This is a genomic window from Deinococcus sp. YIM 134068 (assembly GCF_036543075.1).
GTDB classification, from domain to species: Bacteria; Deinococcota; Deinococci; order Deinococcales; family Deinococcaceae; genus Deinococcus; species Deinococcus lichenicola.
This window is the reverse complement of the sequence record NZ_JAZHPF010000032.1, coordinates 1-18826: the sequence shown is the minus strand read 5'-3', so window position 1 is coordinate 18826 and position 18826 is coordinate 1. Positions and strand designations below refer to the sequence as shown.

Genomic DNA, 18826 nt, shown 5'->3' with positions numbered 1-18826 from the left:
TGTCCCAAAGAGCAAAACAACCCCCTCGTCCGTCTTCCCAGCTCACGTCGGAGGTCTGCGGGAGGGGCTGGACAGTGAGAACGCGAACGCCTTTCCAGCGCCCTCCAAGCCTCTAGAGCCACGATGGACCGCCACCCCATGACCACCCTGACCTCGGCACCCCCGGTCAGCCGTCAGCGGGTGCGGGCGGCGTTGGCCCTGACGCTGCTGCCCGCGCTCTTGATCGCGGCGGTGGTGCTGGCAGTGGGGACGGGCGCGGTCCAGATCAGCCCGGCGCAGGTCGTCTCCATCTTCCTCGCGCCGCTGGGGGTGGCCCCTCTCGCGCCCTACGAGGAGCAGCAGGCCGCCGTGCTGTACGCCATCCGGTTGCCGCGAGTGGTGCTCGGTGCCCTCGTGGGGGCGGGGCTGGCGGTGGCGGGCACGGCGATGCAGGGCCTCTTCCGCAACCCGCTGGCGGACCCGGGCCTGCTGGGCATCTCCAGCGGGGCGAGCCTCGCCGCCGCGATGAGCGTGGTGCTGGGCTTCAGGCTGTTCGGCTCGTCCTCGCTGCCGGTCGCGGCCTTCGCGGGGAGCCTCGCGTCCACCACGTTGGTCTACGCGCTCTCGCAGGAGCGGGGGCGGGTGAGCGTGCCCACCATGCTCCTCGCGGGCATCGCGGTCAACGCGCTGTGCGGCGCGGGCACGGGGTTGATGACCTTCCTCGCCACCGACGAGCAGTTGCGGACGATCACCTTCTGGAACCTCGGCTCGCTGGGCGGCGCGACGTGGCCGACCGTGCTCAGCGCCCTGCCCCTCATCGCGGTGGGCGTGCTGGCCCTGCCGCTGCTGGCGCGGGCGCTGAACGCCCTGATGCTCGGCGAGAGCGGCGCGGCGCACCTCGGCATCCCGGTGCAGAGGGTCAAGTGGACGGTCGTCGTCCTCGTCGCCCTGAGCGTCGGGGCGGGAGTGGCGGTGGCGGGGACCATCGGCTTCGTCGGGCTGGTCGTGCCGCACCTGCTCCGGCTCCTGATCGGGCCGAACCACCGGGCGCTGCTGCCCGCCTCGGCGCTGCTGGGGGCGGCCCTGCTCGTGCTCGCCGACCTGTTCGCCCGGACAGTCGCCGTGCCCGCCGAGGTGCCCATCGGCATCGTGACCGCGCTGCTGGGAGCGCCCTTCTTCCTGTACCTGCTGCGGCAGGGCCGCCGGGAGGGGCTGTGACGGCTGCTGAGACGCGGGGGGCACCGCTCGTGCGGGTGGACGACCTGAGCTACCGGGTGGCGGGCCGCGAGCTGCTGAGCCGGGTGGGCCTGAGCCTGGCGGGCGGCGAACTCCTCGCTGTGCTGGGGCGCAACGGGGCGGGCAAGAGCACGCTGCTGCGGCACCTCACGGGGGAACTCGGGCGGCGGGGGGTGCAGCTCTTCGGGCAGCCGCTCGGGGCGCTGGGGGCGGGCGAGGCCGCACGCCGCCGGGCCGTGCTGCCACAACACACGCCCGTGTCGTTCGCCTACGAGGTGCTCGACGTGGTGCTGCTGGGCCGCATCCCGCACGGGCGGGGCGAGACCGCGCACGACCGCGAGATTGCCGCCGCTTGTCTCGCGCAGGTCGGGCTGCGGGGGTACGAGACGCGCAACATCCAGACCCTCTCGGGCGGGGAGGCGCAGCGGGTCCACCTCGCGCGCACGCTCGCGCAACTGCACGGGGTCACGGGCGGACGGGTGCTGCTCCTCGACGAGCCGACCGCCAGCCTCGACCTCGCGCACCAGCACGCCACGCTGCGCCTCGCCCGCGAGCTGTGCGCGGACGGCGTGGGCGTCCTCGCCATCCTGCACGACCTGAACCTCGCCGCGCAGTACGCCGACCGGGTGCTGATCCTGTCGGATGGGGCCGTGATCGCCTGCGGCCCGCCCCATGAAGCCCTGACCCACGAGACCATCCGCGCCGCCTACGGGCACGAGGTCCTCGTCACCCGCCATCCGTGCCTGGACTGCCCGCTGATCGTCAGCGCGAGCTAGGGCGTTTGACAGAAGAACGCTCGTCACACTGAGCGCGGCGAGGGGCGTCGTCTATCTGGTGTCCAGATGCTTCCGGCAATTCTTCTGGAGCAGTCGATCCAAGACCGGCGAGCCGCCCCATCAGTCTTCTGGCGACCGGAAGCTGACGCCTGGCGACCCGCGCGTTCCCCTTGCTGCGTCAAACGATCCGGGGCTATGCTGCGGCTGTGGGGCCGTTCAACCTCCTGCTGCTGAACATCCTCTGCGCGAGCCTGCTCGTTCAGGCACTGGCCTGCGCGCTGGGCATGGGCTGGGGCATGACCCTCGGCCTGCTGCTCCTCGGGGGGGTCGCCGGGCGGGTGTGCGCCCCCCTGCTGAGGGCGCACGAGGGGCGGCGGATGGCCGTGAACATCGTCCAGGGTGCCGCCGTGCTGGCGAGCCTTTTCAATGAGAACCGGACCGCCGACGCCCTGTGCCTCGTGCTGACGCTGGTGATGATCCTGACCATCTGGGAGGACGAGGGGCCACGGCTGCGGCGGCGCTGGAGCAGGAAGCTGGAGCAACGGGGCTTTCGCTTCACCCGGCCCGTGATCTCGGCTCCCTCCGCCGTCTGACGGGCTGACCCCGAAGGTGGCGAGCAGCGTATCGAGCGGTCTGCCGTACAGCCGCCGGATGACGGTCGCCTCCAGCAGCGCCCCCGAAGAAGGCCAGCGGGAACGCCAGCCACAGGAAGCCCGGCCCCAGCGCCTGCGACGCCAGAAACGTCAGGTAGCCTCCCACCATCGGAAACTCGCCGTGCGCCATGTTGATCACGCGCATCGGCCCGAAACTCAGCGCCAGCCCGAGCGCGGCCAGCAGCAGGATGGACGCCACCGAGAGGCCCGTGAAGAGCTGGCCGGAGAGGAACATGGGTCCATAGAGGTCTCCTTCGGAGGAAGGTTGTGGAATGTGGGTTATGGGCTGTAGAAAGAGCTTTTCCCACAACCCACCGCCTTACGGGCAGGTCTTCCCCGGAAACGCCAGCTTGTCGTGGGGCTGCGGGGCCACCACGCCCCTGCTCTGGCCGATCACCCTGAACTGGCCGCCCACGCCCGACTGGCCGGTGTAGACGGCCTGCGTCAGACTGCCGTTGGGCGCGACCGTGATCTTGCCGAGGGGGGGCTATTTCAACGCACGCCCACGATGGCCTTGCGGACGGCGGCGGGGTCGCAGGACCTGGCCTTTTCCAGGGCGGCCTTCCACAGGTACACGTCCATGTAGGCGTGCGCCATCGGGTCGGTGATCGCGGCGTTCTGGCCGTACTTTTTCTTGTAGGCGGCGACGAACTTCCGGTTGGCGGCGTTCGGGAGCCTCTGGAAGTAGGTCCAGGTCGCGTCCTGGCCCGTCAGCAGGGCCGGGCCGATGGCCTGCGCCTCCTGCTCGGCGATGGAAAAGGAGATGACGGGCAGCGTCTTCGCGCAGTACCCGGCGGCCTGATACTGCGTGAAGAACGAGACGTTGGAATCGCCGTTCAGCGTGCTGATGATGACCTGCGGTTTGACGGCCTTGATCTTGTTGACGACGGAGCTGAACTCGGTGCCGCCGAGGGCGACGTACTCCTCGCCCGCGACCTTCGCGTCCTTGTCGGTGATGTGCTTTTTGAGGATGAGGTTCGCCGTGCGCGGGTACACGTCGTCGCTGCCCAGCAGGAAGATGTTCTTGTAGCCCTTGCTCAGCGCCCACTCCAGCGCCGGGAGCGCCTGCTGGTTGGGCTGCGCGCCCGTGTAGATGATGTTGGGGCTGCACTCGTTGCCCTCGAACTGCACCGGGGTGAGCAGCTTCCCGGCCTTCGTGGCGAAGGTGGGCCAGTCCGACGTGCCGTCCTCCTTGACGACCGTGATCTTGCGCCCCAGCACGCCGCCCGCCGCGTTGATCTCGTCCACGGCGAGCTGCGCGGCCTTTGCCACGGTGATCTCCGAGATGGACCTCGTGCCCGTCAGCAAGTGCGGAATGCCGACCTTCACGGTGCCCTGCGCGCTGGCGAGGCTGGCGAGTGTCAGGGCGAGGCTCAGGGCAGGAAGACAGAAACGACAGGCTGGGGACACAGGCACTCCTTTGTCGGCACATGACGCCTGGGTGTGGACGGCGGAGCCTCCCCTTTTTCACGGACTGTTCACGAAGAGCCGAACATCCTGCGCGGATGGGCCGGGCACAGGAGCAGGAAAACCACGAGACATGCAGGTTACCTGGAAGATGATGGACTGAGCAGATTCCTGGGCGCGTTTGAAGATACGTCCGGGTGACGATCCTGCTCCATCACGAGCGCCCCCCTCGGGACCCCTTTTCCCGGTGGGACGTGGCATAATTCAGGAGGCAGGAGTATGTTAGAAACAGAATAATGGGCGCTGAATCACCCGGTGCCGAAGCATTCCAGAACCCCACGAGGATGACCCCATGACGAAGACCAGCCGCAAGAAAGACGCCACCGACGCCGCCCTGCCGCAGGAGGACGCCCTGACCCGCTTTGCCGCGCTCGTCGCCACCGCCGACGTGGAGAGCGACGTGCGGGCGCTCCGGGACGGCGGGGCCGACGAGGGAACCCTGAACGAACAGCTCACCCGCGAACTGCGGCTCGCCCACGACCGCTGGGGGCTGGGGCTGCTCCACCTGCGGCACGACGCCCAGCTCGTGCGGGAGGGCGAGGGGCTGGACGTGGCGCTGCTCGTGGACGCCGCGCCGCGCGCCCGCGTTTCGGAGGGGGCGAGCGCGGTCGCCGCGACGTACGCGACGATGCGGGCGCTGGGGGCCGAGGGCCTGAGCGAGTGGGGCGTGCTGGAGGACGGCCACCGCGTCACCCTGAGGGGCGGGCCGCAGCAACTGCGCGTGCTCGTGGAGGACGCCCGCGACTTCGAGACCCACTGGACCCCGGAGCGCGGCGGCGTGTGGACGCGCACCTGGCGGCACGGCGACACGCTCGCGGTGGAGGCGCACCGCCCGGCCTCGCCCACCACGGCGCTCGCGGACGCGGCGTGGGACGTGATCACGTCCATCAAGGACCGCGCCTTCCAGCGCGAGCTGATGGAGCGCAGCAACAGCGTGGGGATGCTCGGCGCGCTGCTGGGCGCGCGGCACCGCAGCGCGGCGGAAGTGCTGGGCCGCCTGCCCGAGGCGCACTTCACCGTCGCCTCCGCCGTCGTCCGCGAGACCGGGAAGGAGGGCCGCGACATGGACCGCTGGAAGGCCATGCAGCGCGAGGCGATCACCACCCTCGACGACCTTCAGCGCGCGGGCACGGCCCGGCTGGCGGCGGTGCTGGGCGGCGGCCTGCGCTGACCTTCCCTCCGGGGTGAACCCGAGGCCCACCCTCCCCCGCGCTTCTGTTCGGGGAAGGGTGGGCCTCCTGTTTGTTCCGGTGGCGGACGACCCACCCGAACACCTCCGCCCAGAGGCGCGATCACCACGGGCGAGTCGGTGGGATCGGCTGCTTCGGCGTGTCTCTCCCCCGGCCCTCACGGACTGGGGACGCGCGTGCTCTTAACGTTAAGACCAACTCCGCGCCCCGGCCCTCTCCTCCCCGCACGAGAGCGATTGGGGACTGGGCGGAGTGCTCTCAACCCCCGGCCAGTCGCCACATCCCGAAGGCCGGACCCTCGGCGGGCAGGGTGACGGTGCTCCGCTCGGCGCGCAGGTCGGCGGTGCCCGCCAGTCCCTCCACCCCCGACCCCACGACCGCCACGGGAAGGCGGACGGGTGGGTGGGACGCGCGGGCGGCATGGACGAGAATCGTCTCGCCGGGTGACTCGCGCAGGAAGGTGAGGGCGTCGTCCGTGACGGAGAGCCAGCGCAGGCCGCCGCGCCGCAGGGCCACGCTCGCCGCGCGGGTGGTGAAGAGGGCGCGGGTGTGGGCCAGCCGCCGATGGTGCCACCGCTCCGGGTGCGCCCACGGCATCGGGAGGCGAGCGTACTCCGGCCCCATCGCCCTCAGCCCGATCTCGTCGCCCGCGTACAGCATGGGGACGCCGGGGTAGGCGGCGAGCATCCCGAAGGCCACGTCCACCAGACGGTCGTCGCCGAGCAGGGACGCGATCCGGTGCGTGTCGTGCGAGCCGATCAGGTTCATGGCGTGCAGGGTGGCCTGCCACGGGGTCACGCCGGAGAGCGCCCGCATCGCGCCGACGACCGCCGGGCCGGGCAGGTTGGGGAGCAGGGGGTACTTGCCGTGCGTGTAGGGCGTGGGCTGGGGCGGCAGCAGCCACTGCCACAGCGGGCGGGTGAAGGCCGCGTAGTTCATGGTGCCCTGGTAGCCGTCGCCGAGGAGGTCGCGGCTCGCGTCGTGATTGGATTCGGCTTGCAGGAATGAGGCCTTCACCACCCCCGCCATCGTGCGGCGGATGGTGGTGGCGACCTCGTGGCCGAGATTGATCTCCCCGTGGATGCCCGTCATGTTGGCGACATCGATGCGCCACGCGCCCAGCGCGTGCGGGCCGAGCCAGCGGGCCACCACCGAGTCCGGGCCGTCGTAGAGGCGGCGGCGCAGTTCGGGGCTGCGGTGGTCGAAGATCGGCATCTCCCGCAGGCCCCACCACGCGTCGTAGTGGTGCGGGTGCTCCGTGAAGAAGAAAAAGCCCGCCTCCGGGGAGTGGGGGTCGGCGAGCGCGGCCTGAAACCACTCGTGGGCGTCCCCGCAGTGGTTGGTGGTGAGGTCGCCCATCAGGTGCATTCCGCGCGCGTGGGCGGCCTCCGCGAGCCGGGCCATCGCCTCGTCGCCGCCGAGGAGGGGGTCCACGTGATCGAAGGTCGAGGCGTTGTAGCGGTGGTTCGATTCGGCGGGGAAAAAGGGCGTGAGGTAGAGCGTCCCCACCCCCAGCGACGCGAGGTGGTCGAGGTGCGCGGTGATGCCGTCGAGGTCCCCGCCGTACAGTTGGCGCGGCGTGTCGGGACCCTCGCCGATCACGGGATCGTTCCAGGCGGCGGCCCTCGCCCACGCGGGCGTCGGGCGGTCCGTGGATTTGGCGAAGCGGTCGGGGAAAATCTGGTACATCGTGCCCGTGGCCCAGTCGGCAGGCGGCTCATAGGTGCTCAGGCGGAAGTCGGCGGCGTCGGCCACGTCGTGGGGGTGCAGGCCCGTCCCATTGAGCCACTGGTAGCCGTGCGCGCCGCCGTCGAGCAGCCAGCGGTAGCTCACGACCGGGTTGCCGACCTGAAGGCGGGCACGCAGCCAGGTGTCGCGCTCGTCCTGACGGTCCACGGTCGCCCGCACGAGTTCCGGCTCGCCGTCCACGAGGACGCGCACCCAGGCGCTCGTCACGTCACCAGTTCGGGGCACCCGCAGGAACACGTCGGTCTGCCCCCCGAGGGGGGGCGTCGGGTCGGGCACGTACAGTTCGGAGCCGTCGTGGTGGGGCTGGGACCAGGGGGCATCGGTCATGTCGTCTCCTCGCTGGGGTGGGGGCGTTCCGTGGTGGTGGGCCTGATTCTCTCATCCGCGCGGCGCGCCGCTCTCCCGCCGGGGGTGAGGAACACCTTGAGGGAAACTCGTCCTACATCTGCCAGCGCCCCTCGTCCAGCTCGGCGAGCAGCGCGGCGACCACCGGGTCAAGGTCCCGCTGTGACCACGCCCGCCCCCCCATTCAGCTCCTCCACCCGTGCCCCCACGTCCGCTGGGAGGTCGCCTCGCTCTATCCGGCCAGTGGAGGCATGACCGCACCCTCCCCGTGTGGAAAGTACCGGATCGAATCCACTCTCCGGGAGCGCGAAGGGGGCGATTTCGGACGTGAGGGGGTCCCCCCTACCGCGTCAGGGCGTAGGGGATGATGTGCGGGCGGCCCGTGTCGGGGTCGGCGAGCAGGTGCGCCTTGAGGCCGAACACGTCCGCGAGGAGCCGGGGCGTGAGGATGTCCTCCGGGCGGCCCTGCGCGTAGACCTCGCCGCCGCGCATGGCGACGATCTCATCGCTGTAGCGCACGGCCTGATTGAGGTCGTGCAGCACCATCACCACCGTCTTGCCCCCCTCGCGGTTGAGGCGTCCGGCGAGCTGGAGGACCTCCAGTTGGTGCGAGAGGTCGAGGTAGGTCGTCGGCTCGTCCAGCAGGAGGATGTCGGTCTGTTGCGCGAGGCTCATGGCGATCCACGCGCGCTGCCGCTGCCCGCCGGAGAGGGCTTCGAGCGGCCTGCCCGCGAAGACCGTCATCCCCGTCTGCGCCAGCGCCCAACTCACGGCCCCCCGGTCCTCCTCGCGCCGGATCGGGAAGCGGCCCTGGTGGGGATGACGCCCGAACCACACGAGGTCCTCCACCGACAGGCCCTCGGGCGCGGTCGGCCCCTGGGGCAGGATCGCCAGCCGCCGCGCCACCTCCCGCGCGGGCAGAGCGTGGAGCGCCTGCCCGTAGAGCTGGACCTCCCCCCCCGACGTGGGCCGCAGCCGCGCCAGCGCCCGCAGCAGGGTGCTCTTGCCGCAGCCGTTCGGCCCGATGATGCTCGTGACCTGCCCGCCCGCCACCCGCAGGTTCAGGTCGGGCACGATGACGGTCTGCCCGTAGGCGAGCTTGAGGGACTGCGTGGCGAGGGGGGCGTCTGGGTGCATGGGGGCCTCGGGGAGGAAGGGGGTAGGCATGAGGGGTGAGTCGTCAGGGGGAGAGATTAGCTTTCAGCCGTCAGCCATCAGCGGTCAGCGAGAATAGAAAGGCGATTGCCGACGCTTTTGCGCTCTTGCTTTTGCCCCTCCCCCTTGAGGGGGGAGGCCGGGAGGGGGCGAACGGGCCTTGCATCCCAACCGGCGAACCCGCCAACCCCCCTTCTTTTCCTGACGGCTGAAAGCTGACCGCTGACGGCTGACCACCGACCGCCCCCCTCACGCGCTCCGCCTCAGCAGGTACAGGAAATACGGTGCGCCCACCAGCGTCGTGAAAATCCCGGCGGGCACCTCCAGCGGCGGCAGGAGGGCGCGACCCAGCGTGTCCGCCGCGAGGACGAGCAGCGCCCCAAGCAGCATGGACACAGGCAGCAGCCGGGCGTGCCGCGCCCCGACGAGCAGCCGGGCAAGGTGCGGGGCGAGGAGGCCGACGAAGCCGAGGATACCCGCGCCCGTCACCGCCGCGCCCGCGAGGGCCACCCCGACGGCGAGGCACAGCAGCCGGGCGGCATTGACCCGCGTGCCGAGGCTGGTGGCGAGGTCTTCACCGAGGTTGAGCACGTCGAGCGTCCGCACCCCCAGCAGGGCGGCGGGCAGCAGCACGAGCGCCCAGGGCAGCACCCGCGCCACCCGGTCGGCGTCGGCCCCGTAGACCGTCCCGGTCAGGAAGGAGAGGGCGGCTCCCAAACCGTCGGGTGCCCGCACGAGGACGAGTTGCTGGACGGCCCCCAGCGCGGCGGCGACCGCCACCCCCACGAGCGCGAGCCGGACGGGATGCAGACCCGCCCCGCCCCGCCACTCCCGCGAGAGCAGCAGCACCAGCCCGAAGCCCCCCCACGCGCCCGCGAGCGCCGCCCAGGGCAGCCCGCCGGGAGGTGCGCCCGGCCACGCGAGCAGGAACAGGGTCGCTGCCAGCCCCGCCCCCGCCCCCACCCCGATGAGGTCCGGCGAGGCGAGCGGGTTGCGGATCACGCCCTGCATGATCGTCCCCGACGCGGCGAACATCGCCCCGCACAGCAGGGCCACGGCGATGCGGGGGGCGCGCAGCTCCAACACGAGTTGCCGCGTCAGGTCGTCGCCCCGGCCCAGCAGGACGGCCACGACATCGGCGGCGGGGGTCTGCACCGCCCCCAGCCCCAGCGCGAGCACCCCCAGCACGAGCGTCACGGCGGCGAGCAGCGCGCCGGTCGCCACGGCGCGGGGCGTGGTGTATCTGGGGGTGAGGGCGTGTCGGTTCATGGGGAGGGCCTTTCGGCAGGAAGTGATGAGGGGTGAGTGATGAGTGATGAGGTGGGAATTGGGGTCGTCACGTCGCCCCCCTCCCCGGCCCTCTCCCACAAGGAGGGAGGGAAAATAAGGTTTCTGCTTTCGATCTCTTTCTCCTCCCCCTTGAGGGGGGAGGCCGGGAGGGGGTGAACAGGCCTGGCAACCGCAGGAACGAAGTCATTCACTCATCCACTCCCCCGCCCCACCCGCCGTGCCAGCAGCACGAAGAAGGGTGCTCCGGCGGCGGCGACGAGGATGCCCACGGGCGTCTCGGCGGGGCGGTCCACAAGGCGGGCGGCGAGGTCGGCGGCGATGAGGAAGGCCGCGCCGAGCAGCGCCGCGAGCGGCAGGCTGAGGCGGTGGTCCGGGCCGACGAGGGCGCGGGCGGTGTGTGGCACGATGAGGCCGACGAAGCCCACCGGGCCGACCACGCTCACGGCGGCGGCAGCGAGCAGGACGCCGAGGACGGTGACGAGGGTGCTGTCCCGCTCGGTCCTCGCGCCGAGGCCGCGCGCCACGTCCTCCCCGAGCGCGAGCAGATTCACACGTGGGGAGAGCAGGAGGGCGAGGACGACCCCCGCGATCACCCACGGGGCGACCTGCGCCGCCTGCGCCCACGTGCGGCCCGCCAGCGACCCGGCGAGGGCGAAGAGCGCCCCCTGCGCGCGTTCCTCGAACAGCAGTTGCAGGGCGCGGGTGGCCGCCCCGACGAGGTACGCCACCGCCACGCCCGCCAGCGCCAGCCGCAGCGGGGTGAGGCCCACGCTCCGGGCCGCCCCGTAGGCCACCGACGCCGCCAGCACGCCCCCCACGAACGCGGCGGGCACGAACAGCGCCGCCGGGGCCGCCGGGAAGAACACGACGAGGACGAGGATGGCGAGCGCCCCCCCCGCCTCCACCCCCAGGATGCCGGGGTCAGCCAGAGGATTGCGGGTCACGCCCTGGAGCAGCGTCCCCGAGACGGCCAGCCCCGCCCCCGCCAGCGCCGCCACGAGCGTGCGCGGCAGCCGCAGCGTGTGGATCACGAGGCTGTCGGTGCTATCGTCGGGGTGAAAGAGCAGGGGCGCGATCCTGGACAGCGGAATGTCGCTCGCGCCGAGGACCAGCGAGAGGACGAAGGCCAGGGTGAGCAGGGCCACCGCGAGCAGGAAGGACAGCGGACGGGTCAGAGGGGCGCTCCGTCGCTGAAGTTCGTCACCCGATACTGGGCGGCGGTCGTGAGCTTGGGGCTGTGGCTGGAGCCGGGCAGTTCCAGGGCCGGGGCGTCCTCCACGTCCGCGCGGACGACACCGGAAATGCCATTCAAACGGTAGCGCAGCGTGACCCGCGTGCCGTCCACCTCCACCGTACGTTCGGCGTCCAGCCATTCCCAGCCGTGGCGGACGAGCATCTCGCGGTCGAGGACCTGCGCGCGTGGGGGGAGGCCTACGAAGCCGCGCAGGTTCCGGGCGACCTCGGCGGGGTGGACCTCACGGCGGACGACCCGCACCGCCAGCTCCGGCGTCAGGTGCGCCCACATCAGCCCGCTCGGCAGCTCCACCGCCGTGGCCGCGAAGCGGTGGCCGCCAAAATGGGCGGTGCGCCACGCGCGCAAACCCGCCGCCCGGAGGGCCTGAAATACTGGCACCCCGTACCGCCCGCAGGCCGCGTCCACCGTCCCGTGGGTGCAGACGTGGAGATCGGGGCCGGGGGTGACGGGCTGTTCCTCCCACTCCCGCAGGTTCCCCGGCTCCAGCAGCGTGTCGCGCAGGCCGCGTGCCCACTCGGTCTGGGGCAGGTCGGAGAGGTAGTCGCGGCGGGTGAGGCCGCCCGGCCCGCGCATGAGGTGACGCACCCGCAGCGGGCCGCCGCGCTCCGCCGGGGCCGTCATCAGCAGGCCGAAGCCCGCGCCGCTTGCCTCCACGCGCTCACGGAGCTGCTCGAAGACTTCCTTCTGCTCCGGCGTCCAGCGGTCCACCTGACGCAGGCTGTCCCACACGGGCACGTCCAGTTCCAGCACCGTGAGGTCGCGCCAGTGGGGCGCGGTGCCGATGGGGTCCTCGCCCGCCGCCCGCGACACGTCCGAGCAGAGGGCGAGGCGGGGGGTGGACGCCGCGCTCACGGCATCCGTCCCCGGCTCACGTTCACTGGAACTTCTCCAGGATGAGCCGCGTCACGTCGTTGCTGTTGCGGACGGACACCACTGGCCCCGCCCACGGGCTGTTCTCCTCCAGGGTGTACACCACGCTCTGCTCCCGGAGGCGCTGCCCGACCGGGGAGTTCAGGAAGGCGGGGCCGCCGTTGTACTGCCCGGAGGGCGGCATGACCACCACGAGGGTCTGCTTGTCGAGGTTCAGCAGCGCCTCGTCGCTGATCTGGGCACCGACGCCCAGGGTGGTGGTCGGGGCCTTTAGGCCGTCCTTGAAGCCCAGCGCGCGCAGGTCCTCGATGAGCCGGACCGTGGAGTAGACCCAGGTGCTGCCCCCCGTGAAGGGCGAGACCACCACGACTTTGGGGTACTTCCTGAACACTCCCGCCGCCGCCAGTTTGCGGGCATTGGCGCGGTTCGTGTCCGCCGCCGCCTTGATGACGCGCTCGGCCTGCTCCTGCCGTCCGAAGAGGCGGGCGAAGTCACGCAGGCTCTTCTGCCAGAAGCCGGAGGCGTCCTCGCGGTAGCCGACCGTGGGGGCGATGCGGCTGAGCTTGTCGTAATTCTGGTTGCCCTCCCAGGTCGAGCGCAGGATCAGGTCGGGCTTCAGCGTCAGGATGGTCTCCAGATTGGGCGAGGTCCAGTTGCCGACGAAGCGGGGGTTGTTCAGCTTGCCGCGCGACAGGTAGCCGGTTTTCAGCACCTCCGGCTTGATGAGGCCGCTCGCCGTGAGCTGGGTCGGCCCGATGACCGCGCTGCCCAGGCCCACCACCCGCTCGCCCAGGCCCAGGGCGTAGATGAACTCCAGCGCCTGCTCGTCCAGCACGACGATGCGCTGGGGATTGCGCTTGACGGTGGCCGTGCCCTCGTCGTGCTTGAGGGTCAGGGTTTGCGCGTGCGCCGCCGGAGTCAGCATCAGGGCGGCGAGCAGGAAGTATCGTTTCACCCGCCCAACTTAGATAATCCGATCAACTCAGTCAAGTTTGTGGGACGAGGGGTCGGTGGGACCGGCGGAAGTCGCTACCCTGCGGGGCGATGAACGCCGCCCCCCTGCTGTCCCGCTTCTTCTCGTATTACGCCCCATACCGGCGTCTGTTCGTGCTCGACTTCGGCTGTGCGGTGCTGTCGGGCGTGCTCGAACTGGCGTTCCCGCTGGCGGTGCAGGCGTTCGTGGACCGGCTGCTGCCGTCCGGTCAGTGGGGCGCGATCATCCTCGCCGCCGTGGGGCTGCTCGGCATCTACGTGCTGAACACCGGCCTGATGACGGTCGTGACGTACTGGGGCCACATGCTCGGCATCAACATCGAGACCGAGATGCGCCGCAAGGCCTTCGACCACCTCCAGAAACTGTCGTTCAACTACTTCGACAACGTGAAGACCGGGCAGCTCGTCGGGCGGCTCACGAAGGACCTCGAGGAGATCGGGGAGGTCGCCCACCACGGCCCGGAGGACCTCTTCATCGCCGTGATGACGCTGCTGGGGGCCTTCGCGCTGATGTTCTCCGTCCACCGGGACCTCGCGCTCGTCACCGCCCTGATCGTGCCGCTCGTGCTGTGGCTGACGGGGCGCTACGGCAACCGCATGACGCAGAACTGGCGGAGGCTCTACGACTCGGTGGGCAACTTCAACGTCCGTATCGAGGAGAACGTGGGCGGCATCCGGGTGGTGCAGGCCTTCGCCAACGAGGACCACGAGCGGGCGCTGTTCGCGCGCGACAACGGCCAGTACCGCCGCACGAAGCTGGAGGCCTACCGCATCATCGCGGCCACGAACGCCCTGAGCTACCTCTCCATGCGGCTGACCCAGATGGTCGTGATGACCGCCGGGGCGTACTTCGTGCTGGGGGGCAGCCTCACGGCGGGCGGCTTCGTGGGCTTCCTGCTGCTCGTGAACGTCTTTTTCCGGCCCATCGAGAAGATCAACTCGGTGATCGAGACGTACCCGAAAGGCATCGCGGGCTTCCGGCGCTACATGGAGCTGCTGGGCACCGCGCCGGACATCCGGGACGCGCCGCACGCCCGGCCCGCACCACCCCTGCGCGGCGACATCCGGTACGAGGACGTGTCCTTCGGGTACGGGACGGACCGCCCGGTGCTGCGGGGCATCGACCTCGACCTCCGGGCCGGGGAGACGGTCGCCTTCGTGGGGCCGTCGGGGGCGGGCAAGACGACCCTGTGCTCGCTGCTGCCGCGCTTCTACGAGGTGACGGGCGGGCGCATCACCGTGGACGGCCACGACGTGCGCGACCTGACGCTCGCCTCGCTGCGGTCCCAGATCGGCATCGTGCAGCAGGACGTGTTCCTGTTCGGCGGCACCCTGCGCGAGAACATCGCGTACGGCAGGTTGGACGCCACCGAGGCCGACATCCTCGACGCCGCGCACCGCGCCCGCCTCGGCGACGTGATCGCCGCGCTGCCGCAGGGGCTGGACACCCTCATCGGCGAGCGGGGCGTCAAGCTCTCGGGCGGGCAAAAGCAGCGCCTCGCCATCGCCCGGATGTTCCTGAAAAACCCGCCCATCCTGATTCTGGACGAGGCGACCTCCGCGCTCGACACGGCGACCGAGCGGGCCATCCAGGCTTCTCTCACCGAACTCGCGCGGGGCCGCACGACGCTCGTGATCGCCCACCGCCTCGCCACCATCCAGGGGGCCGACCGCATCGTGGTGGTGGACGGGGGCACCATTGCCGAGCAGGGCACCCACGAGACGCTGCGGCGGCAGGGCGGCCTCTACCGCCAGCTCCACGACGCGCAGTTCAGGCGCAGGGCGCGTAGGGGCTTGGCGTAGGGGCTGGGGTGTCGCACCGGCCTTTCGTCCGCCCCACATCCACCGCATGTCAGCTTCCGTGGGGCATGGGCGACCGCTCCCATTGGGCGGAGGCCGTCCCAGGTTGGAAAGCCGCTTGCAGACGGTCAGCCTCTGTGGGAGCGAGACGGGCACCGTCCAGCCTCGCCCCCCGCCGCACCCGGCACGCTCACGCCACCGCCAGCAGCAGCCACCAGCCGACGAGGACGCCGCGCGTGAGCCACGCCAGGGTCCGCCACCAGTTCGTCGCCACCAGCCGCCCGTGCCAGGCCGGATCGAAGCCCGCCGTGAGGCGACCGTGCGCGGGCGACTGCACCAGGGCCGTCGAGAGCCAGATCAGAACGATGAGCGCCAGCCCCACCCCGGCGGACGCGGCGGACAGGAAGGGCGGCGGACGCAGCGCCAGCCCGACGCCCGTGACGAGTTCGGCCAGCATCAGGGGCGCGACCAGCCAAGTGATGCGCGTGACGTGCCCCCGCTGGTACGCGGCGTACCCGGCGGCCCCGACGCGGGCGAACAGGGGGTAGTGGACGAGTTGAATGGTCAGGATCAGCCCGACCAGCACCCAGGTCAGCGCGGCATGGACGACGAGGAGCATGGCCTGAGTGTGACACCGGCCCGTCTGTGGGGGCGAGCTTGGGAGGGAACCCAGTGGAAGGCCTCCTTGATGGCGAACGGGATGGCCTCTCGCCGGACTCCGCCTGAGACGGCGAGGACCCGACCCACCCAGCCGTCCCCCCCTCGTCTCACCCTTGAAGAACGTGCGGCAGCCTAGCGGTACGTCACCTCCAGCGTAGCCTGCGCCCCCTCACCCAGAGTCACGTAGTCGCTCCGCCCGTTGCCGCCCGCCGTGCCGCCCGCGAAGGTCAGCCGCACCTGCGTGCGCCCGGTGGGGTTCACCGCCCCCAGGCCCGCCGCGTTCAGGGGGGCGGTCAGGACGGTGCCCGCCCCCGTGCCCGCCGGGGCCGCGAAGGTCGCCGCGCCCGCCGCCGTCACCGCCCCCGCGTAGTCGTCGGTGCCCAGCGTGCAGGCCGCGCCGAGGCAGCCGCGCCGCAGGTCGGCGTTCAGGCCCGCCCCGCCCACCCAGGGGGTGCCGTTGGGGGCCAGGCTGTAGCGCACGGTGAGCCGCGCCCCCGTGACCGTCGCCCCGTCGGGCAGGGCCGAGGTGTCGAAGGAGAGCACACCCTTCCACGGCGCGTCCGCGTTGTCGCCCACCCCGATGCCGCCCGTGGCGACCACGTAGCCGCCCGTGGTGGCCGCCCGGCTGTTCGCGGCCACGTAGCCGTCCTCGGCAACCACCGAGGAGAAGGTCGTCGTGGTCGTCGTCGCCGGGGTGCTCACGGTGTAGGCGTAGGCCTGTACGGCGGAGGCGTTGCCCGCCGCGTCCACCCCGTAGGCCCGGACGGTCGCGCTGGCGTTCAGGGTGAGGCTGCCGCCGTTCGGGAGCGTGGTGCGCGTCGTGCTCGTGCGGGGATCGCTGCCGTCGGTCGTGGCATAGACGGTGCCCGCCTCGTTCAGCGAGAGCGTGACCGTGAGCGGTCCGGCGTAGCTGCCCGGCGCGGGCGACACGCTCAGGGTGGGGGCGGTCGTGTCGGTGCCCCCCGGCGGCGGGGTCACGCTCCCCGCGCTGAAGAAGCGCCACATCTCGGCGGAGGCGTCCGGCCCCTGGGGATCGGTGTAGCTTCCCGCCGTGCTCCCGCCGCTCCAGGCGTGGCCCATGCCCGTCACGTTCCACAGCTCCACGGTGCCGCCCGCGTAGGTCTTCACCGTGTAGGCCCGCCCGCCGCTCACCGTGCCGCTGTGGGTGGCGAGCTGCGAGGTGCTCTTGCTTCCGTTGTCCTGCCCGTCGTCGGTGAGGTCGTTCGTCTGCACCCACTGGGCGGCGACCTGATCGCCGTTCACCGGGGCCACGGTGTAGTCGCTCGTCCCGTGGAAGACGATGGCGCGCACACCCTGCCGCGCCGTGCCCATCGCGTTGTATGCCGCCGTGCCCTGCGTGTCGGGATTCGGGCCGCCCGAACTCATGGCGGTGAAGGCGGCGGCTGTGCTCGTGGCCGCCTTGTACTCCAGCCCCGCCCCCACCCCGACCGCGCGGAACACGTCCGGGTACGTCGCGCCCATGATCACGCTCATGGCCCCGCCCGCCGAGAGTCCGGCCACGTACACCCGCGAGGCGTCCACGGGCGTGCGGCCCTTCACCGCGTCCACGACGGCCTTGATGGCGGCGGGTTCGCCCTGCCCCCGGCCCTGGTGAGCGGGTTCGAACCAGTTCCAGCACTTGTTCTGGTTGGCGCTGGAGGGCTGCTCGGGGTACACGACGAGGAAGCCCTTGCCGTCGGCGAGGTCGTTCATGCGGGTGCCTGCCGCGAAGTCCGCCGGGGACTGGGTGCAGCCGTGCAGCATCACCACCAGGGGCCGGGGAGCGCCCGCGCCCGCCGGGGGGGTGTACAGGGTGTAGCTCCGGGTGACGCCCGCGCCCGTGGCGCTGCCCGTGACGGTCGTTCCGGCGGCCTGCGCCCGCAGGGAGGAGCCGGAGGAGGGGGCCTGCGAGCAGGCGGCGAGCAGCAGGGACACGGAGAGCGCGGGGAGCAGGGCGGCGGAGCGCGTCATGTCGGACCTCACATGGGGGACGTGGCCCGAACCGCGCGGACGGCAGGGCACAGGAGGCAGGTTGTGGAACGTGCCCACCCTACCCGTCCCCTGTCACCGCCGCGTTACAGGAGTCCGCCCTCGCTGCCGAACCCTTACCGCGTTGGAAGCAGCCGCTCATGGTCCGGCCATCGTCCAACGGACAGACGCACTTCCCTCCCCCGCCTCCGGGCAACGTGCAGAAAGAGCGCTGGAAAGGGCAGGGTGTACGCCGTCATTGCCGGGCAGACGCGGGTTCCGAACGCCTCTCCCCTGCCTCACCGGAGGTTGTGTGGCGGCGGGGCTGAGACCTGTCCTCGGCGACCTCACACGGCTCTCAATGGTCCCAAAGCCCTAGACCCGCCGGATGACGAGGCGGGCACGGGGAAGTACGCTGGCCCATGCCGCCGATCATCCTCACGTGCCCCACCGAGGAGGTCATCCTGGAGCGTTTTCGCCGTGCGCTCGCGGACCTGTGGGCCTTCGACCGCCTCCTCATCGAGCGCCGCCTCAACCAGAAGACCGTCGCGCACCGCCTCGCCGTGTACCTGGAGCGGCAATTCCCCGGCTTCCACACCGACTGCGAATACAGCCGCAACAGCCGCGTGCAGGAGGCCACCTACGACTTTCCCTACATGAGCCGCCCCCGCCAGAAAACCCTGCGCCGCAGCCTACTGGGCCAGGGCATGAGCGAGCAGGACGCCGACGCCGCCACCCACGCCGCCACCGCCACCTACCCCGATATCATCGTTCACTACCGCGACCACAACGACCTCAACCTTCTCGTCGTGGAGACGCGCCTGCTGGGCGACGCGCGGGGCTGGGGCGGCGAACTCGACGCCAGGGACAAGTTGCGCCGCTACTCCCTGCGGACCGACCAGGGTCAGTTCCGCTACGTCGTCGGCCTCTACGTCGAACTCGGCGTCACCGAGTCGGGCGAGGACCACTGCCTCGTCCACCAGTTCCGCAACGGCGAGGACATCGGGCAGGTGCGGTGGACCCCTGGGGACGGCGGTCATTGACAGGGAGCGGACCATCTTGTAATGTTCGCAACCGCTCGTGGGAGGTTGGGTCGCTCCACACGGGTCTCGGCGCGCGGCTTCCGCCCGACGAGGAGTGGCCTGTCCGCTCGATGGACCTGCGCGTGAATGGCTCAACAGAAATGCGCGAGGTGTTGACAAGTTCAGCCTGAGCAAGTACAATTTCTGTGTGCCTGAGGGAATGAAAGCCCTCCGCGCGCACGGGGCGCAAGCCCCGCGAAGCATGACAACGGAAGAGGCTTTGAGAAGCAAAGGGCCGCCCGACAGGGGGGTACACGCGGTTCCTCCCCCGAGGAACTCCAGACGTGTGAGGAGTCTTCGGACTCGACAAGCCAAGCGCAAGCGAGGCATCAAGCTGTACCTGAGAGCTTCGGCTCAG

At 71.1% G+C, this 18826-nt stretch carries 17 protein-coding genes; 7 read left to right on the top strand and 10 right to left on the bottom strand.

Features of this window, described 5'->3' with window-relative positions; translation table 11 throughout:
- Positions 1-138 precede the first annotated feature (138 nt).
- The 3 genes from V3W47_RS18375 to V3W47_RS18365 all read left to right on the top strand — a co-directional run bounded on the left by V3W47_RS18375 (position 139) and on the right by V3W47_RS18365 (position 2584).
- Positions 139-1197, top strand: coding sequence for a FecCD family ABC transporter permease (locus V3W47_RS18375; protein WP_331826688.1), 1059 nt, complete (start codon positions 139-141; stop codon positions 1195-1197).
- Positions 1194-1991, top strand: coding sequence for a heme ABC transporter ATP-binding protein (locus V3W47_RS18370; protein ID WP_331826687.1), 798 nt, complete (start codon positions 1194-1196; stop codon positions 1989-1991). Before V3W47_RS18375 ends, V3W47_RS18370 begins: the two co-directional genes overlap by 4 nt.
- Positions 1992-2197: 206 nt before the next feature.
- Positions 2198-2584, top strand: coding sequence for a hypothetical protein (locus tag V3W47_RS18365; RefSeq protein ID WP_331826686.1), 387 nt, complete (start codon positions 2198-2200; stop codon positions 2582-2584).
- Here V3W47_RS18365 and V3W47_RS18360 read toward each other — a convergent pair.
- Positions 2547-2879: an ABC transporter permease subunit gene (locus V3W47_RS18360; protein WP_331826685.1), complete on the bottom strand. Its 333-nt coding sequence runs from the start codon at positions 2877-2879 to the stop codon at positions 2547-2549. The two genes, V3W47_RS18365 and V3W47_RS18360, sit on opposite strands and share 38 nt — an antisense overlap.
- Before the next feature lie 46 nt (positions 2880-2925).
- On the opposite strand from V3W47_RS18360, the gene V3W47_RS18355 reads away from it, so the two are divergent.
- A complete protein-coding gene (locus V3W47_RS18355) occupies positions 2926-3078 on the top strand; it encodes a hypothetical protein (RefSeq protein ID WP_331826684.1) in 153 nt (50 codons plus the stop codon).
- 58 nt (positions 3079-3136) lie between these two features.
- Here V3W47_RS18355 and V3W47_RS18350 read toward each other — a convergent pair whose 3' ends face one another.
- Complete coding sequence (locus V3W47_RS18350; protein ID WP_331826683.1) at positions 3137-4054, bottom strand: transporter substrate-binding protein; 918 nt, start codon at positions 4052-4054, stop codon at positions 3137-3139.
- Between the two features lie 349 nt (positions 4055-4403).
- Here V3W47_RS18350 and V3W47_RS18345 point away from each other — a divergent pair, with 349 nt between their 5' ends.
- A complete protein-coding gene (locus V3W47_RS18345) occupies positions 4404-5282 on the top strand; it encodes a DNA repair protein (protein WP_331826682.1) in 879 nt (292 codons plus the stop codon).
- A gap of 277 nt (positions 5283-5559) precedes the next feature.
- Here the strand turns inward: V3W47_RS18345 and V3W47_RS18340 are convergent, their stop codons facing one another.
- The 6 genes from V3W47_RS18340 to V3W47_RS18315 all read right to left on the bottom strand — a co-directional run bounded on the left by V3W47_RS18340 (position 5560) and on the right by V3W47_RS18315 (position 12890).
- Positions 5560-7377 (bottom strand): glycoside hydrolase family 13 protein, encoded by a 1818-nt coding sequence (locus tag V3W47_RS18340; RefSeq protein WP_331826681.1) that lies wholly within the window; start codon positions 7375-7377, stop codon positions 5560-5562.
- Between the two features lie 360 nt (positions 7378-7737).
- Positions 7738-8532: an ABC transporter ATP-binding protein gene (locus V3W47_RS18335; protein WP_331826680.1), complete on the bottom strand. Its 795-nt coding sequence runs from the start codon at positions 8530-8532 to the stop codon at positions 7738-7740.
- Between the two features lie 267 nt (positions 8533-8799).
- A complete protein-coding gene (locus V3W47_RS18330; RefSeq protein WP_331826679.1) occupies positions 8800-9819 on the bottom strand; it encodes a FecCD family ABC transporter permease in 1020 nt (339 codons plus the stop codon).
- 212 nt (positions 9820-10031) lie between these two features.
- Positions 10032-10985, bottom strand: coding sequence for a FecCD family ABC transporter permease (locus tag V3W47_RS18325; RefSeq protein WP_442877247.1), 954 nt, complete (start codon positions 10983-10985; stop codon positions 10032-10034).
- Between the two features lie 26 nt (positions 10986-11011).
- Entirely contained in the window at positions 11012-11947 is a 936-nt protein-coding gene (locus V3W47_RS18320; RefSeq protein WP_331826678.1) for a sucrase ferredoxin, read from the bottom strand.
- Positions 11948-11969: 22 nt separating this feature from the next.
- Positions 11970-12890, bottom strand: coding sequence for an ABC transporter substrate-binding protein (locus tag V3W47_RS18315; RefSeq protein WP_331826697.1), 921 nt, complete (start codon positions 12888-12890; stop codon positions 11970-11972).
- 119 nt (positions 12891-13009) lie between these two features.
- Here V3W47_RS18315 and V3W47_RS18310 point away from each other — a divergent pair, with 119 nt between their 5' ends.
- A complete protein-coding gene (locus tag V3W47_RS18310) occupies positions 13010-14761 on the top strand; it encodes an ABC transporter ATP-binding protein (RefSeq protein ID WP_331826677.1) in 1752 nt (583 codons plus the stop codon).
- A 187-nt stretch (positions 14762-14948) separates the two neighbouring features.
- On the opposite strand, the gene V3W47_RS18305 is transcribed toward V3W47_RS18310, so the two are convergent.
- On the bottom strand, positions 14949-15377 hold the full coding sequence (locus V3W47_RS18305; RefSeq protein ID WP_331826676.1) for a hypothetical protein: 429 nt from the start codon (positions 15375-15377) through the stop codon (positions 14949-14951).
- Positions 15378-15550: 173 nt separating this feature from the next.
- A complete protein-coding gene (locus V3W47_RS18300) occupies positions 15551-17389 on the bottom strand; it encodes an extracellular catalytic domain type 1 short-chain-length polyhydroxyalkanoate depolymerase (protein WP_331826675.1) in 1839 nt (612 codons plus the stop codon).
- Positions 17390-17808: 419 nt separating this feature from the next.
- On the opposite strand from V3W47_RS18300, the gene V3W47_RS18295 reads away from it, so the two are divergent.
- Positions 17809-18429, top strand: coding sequence for a hypothetical protein (locus V3W47_RS18295; protein ID WP_331826674.1), 621 nt, complete (start codon positions 17809-17811; stop codon positions 18427-18429).
- Positions 18430-18826 lie beyond the last annotated feature (397 nt).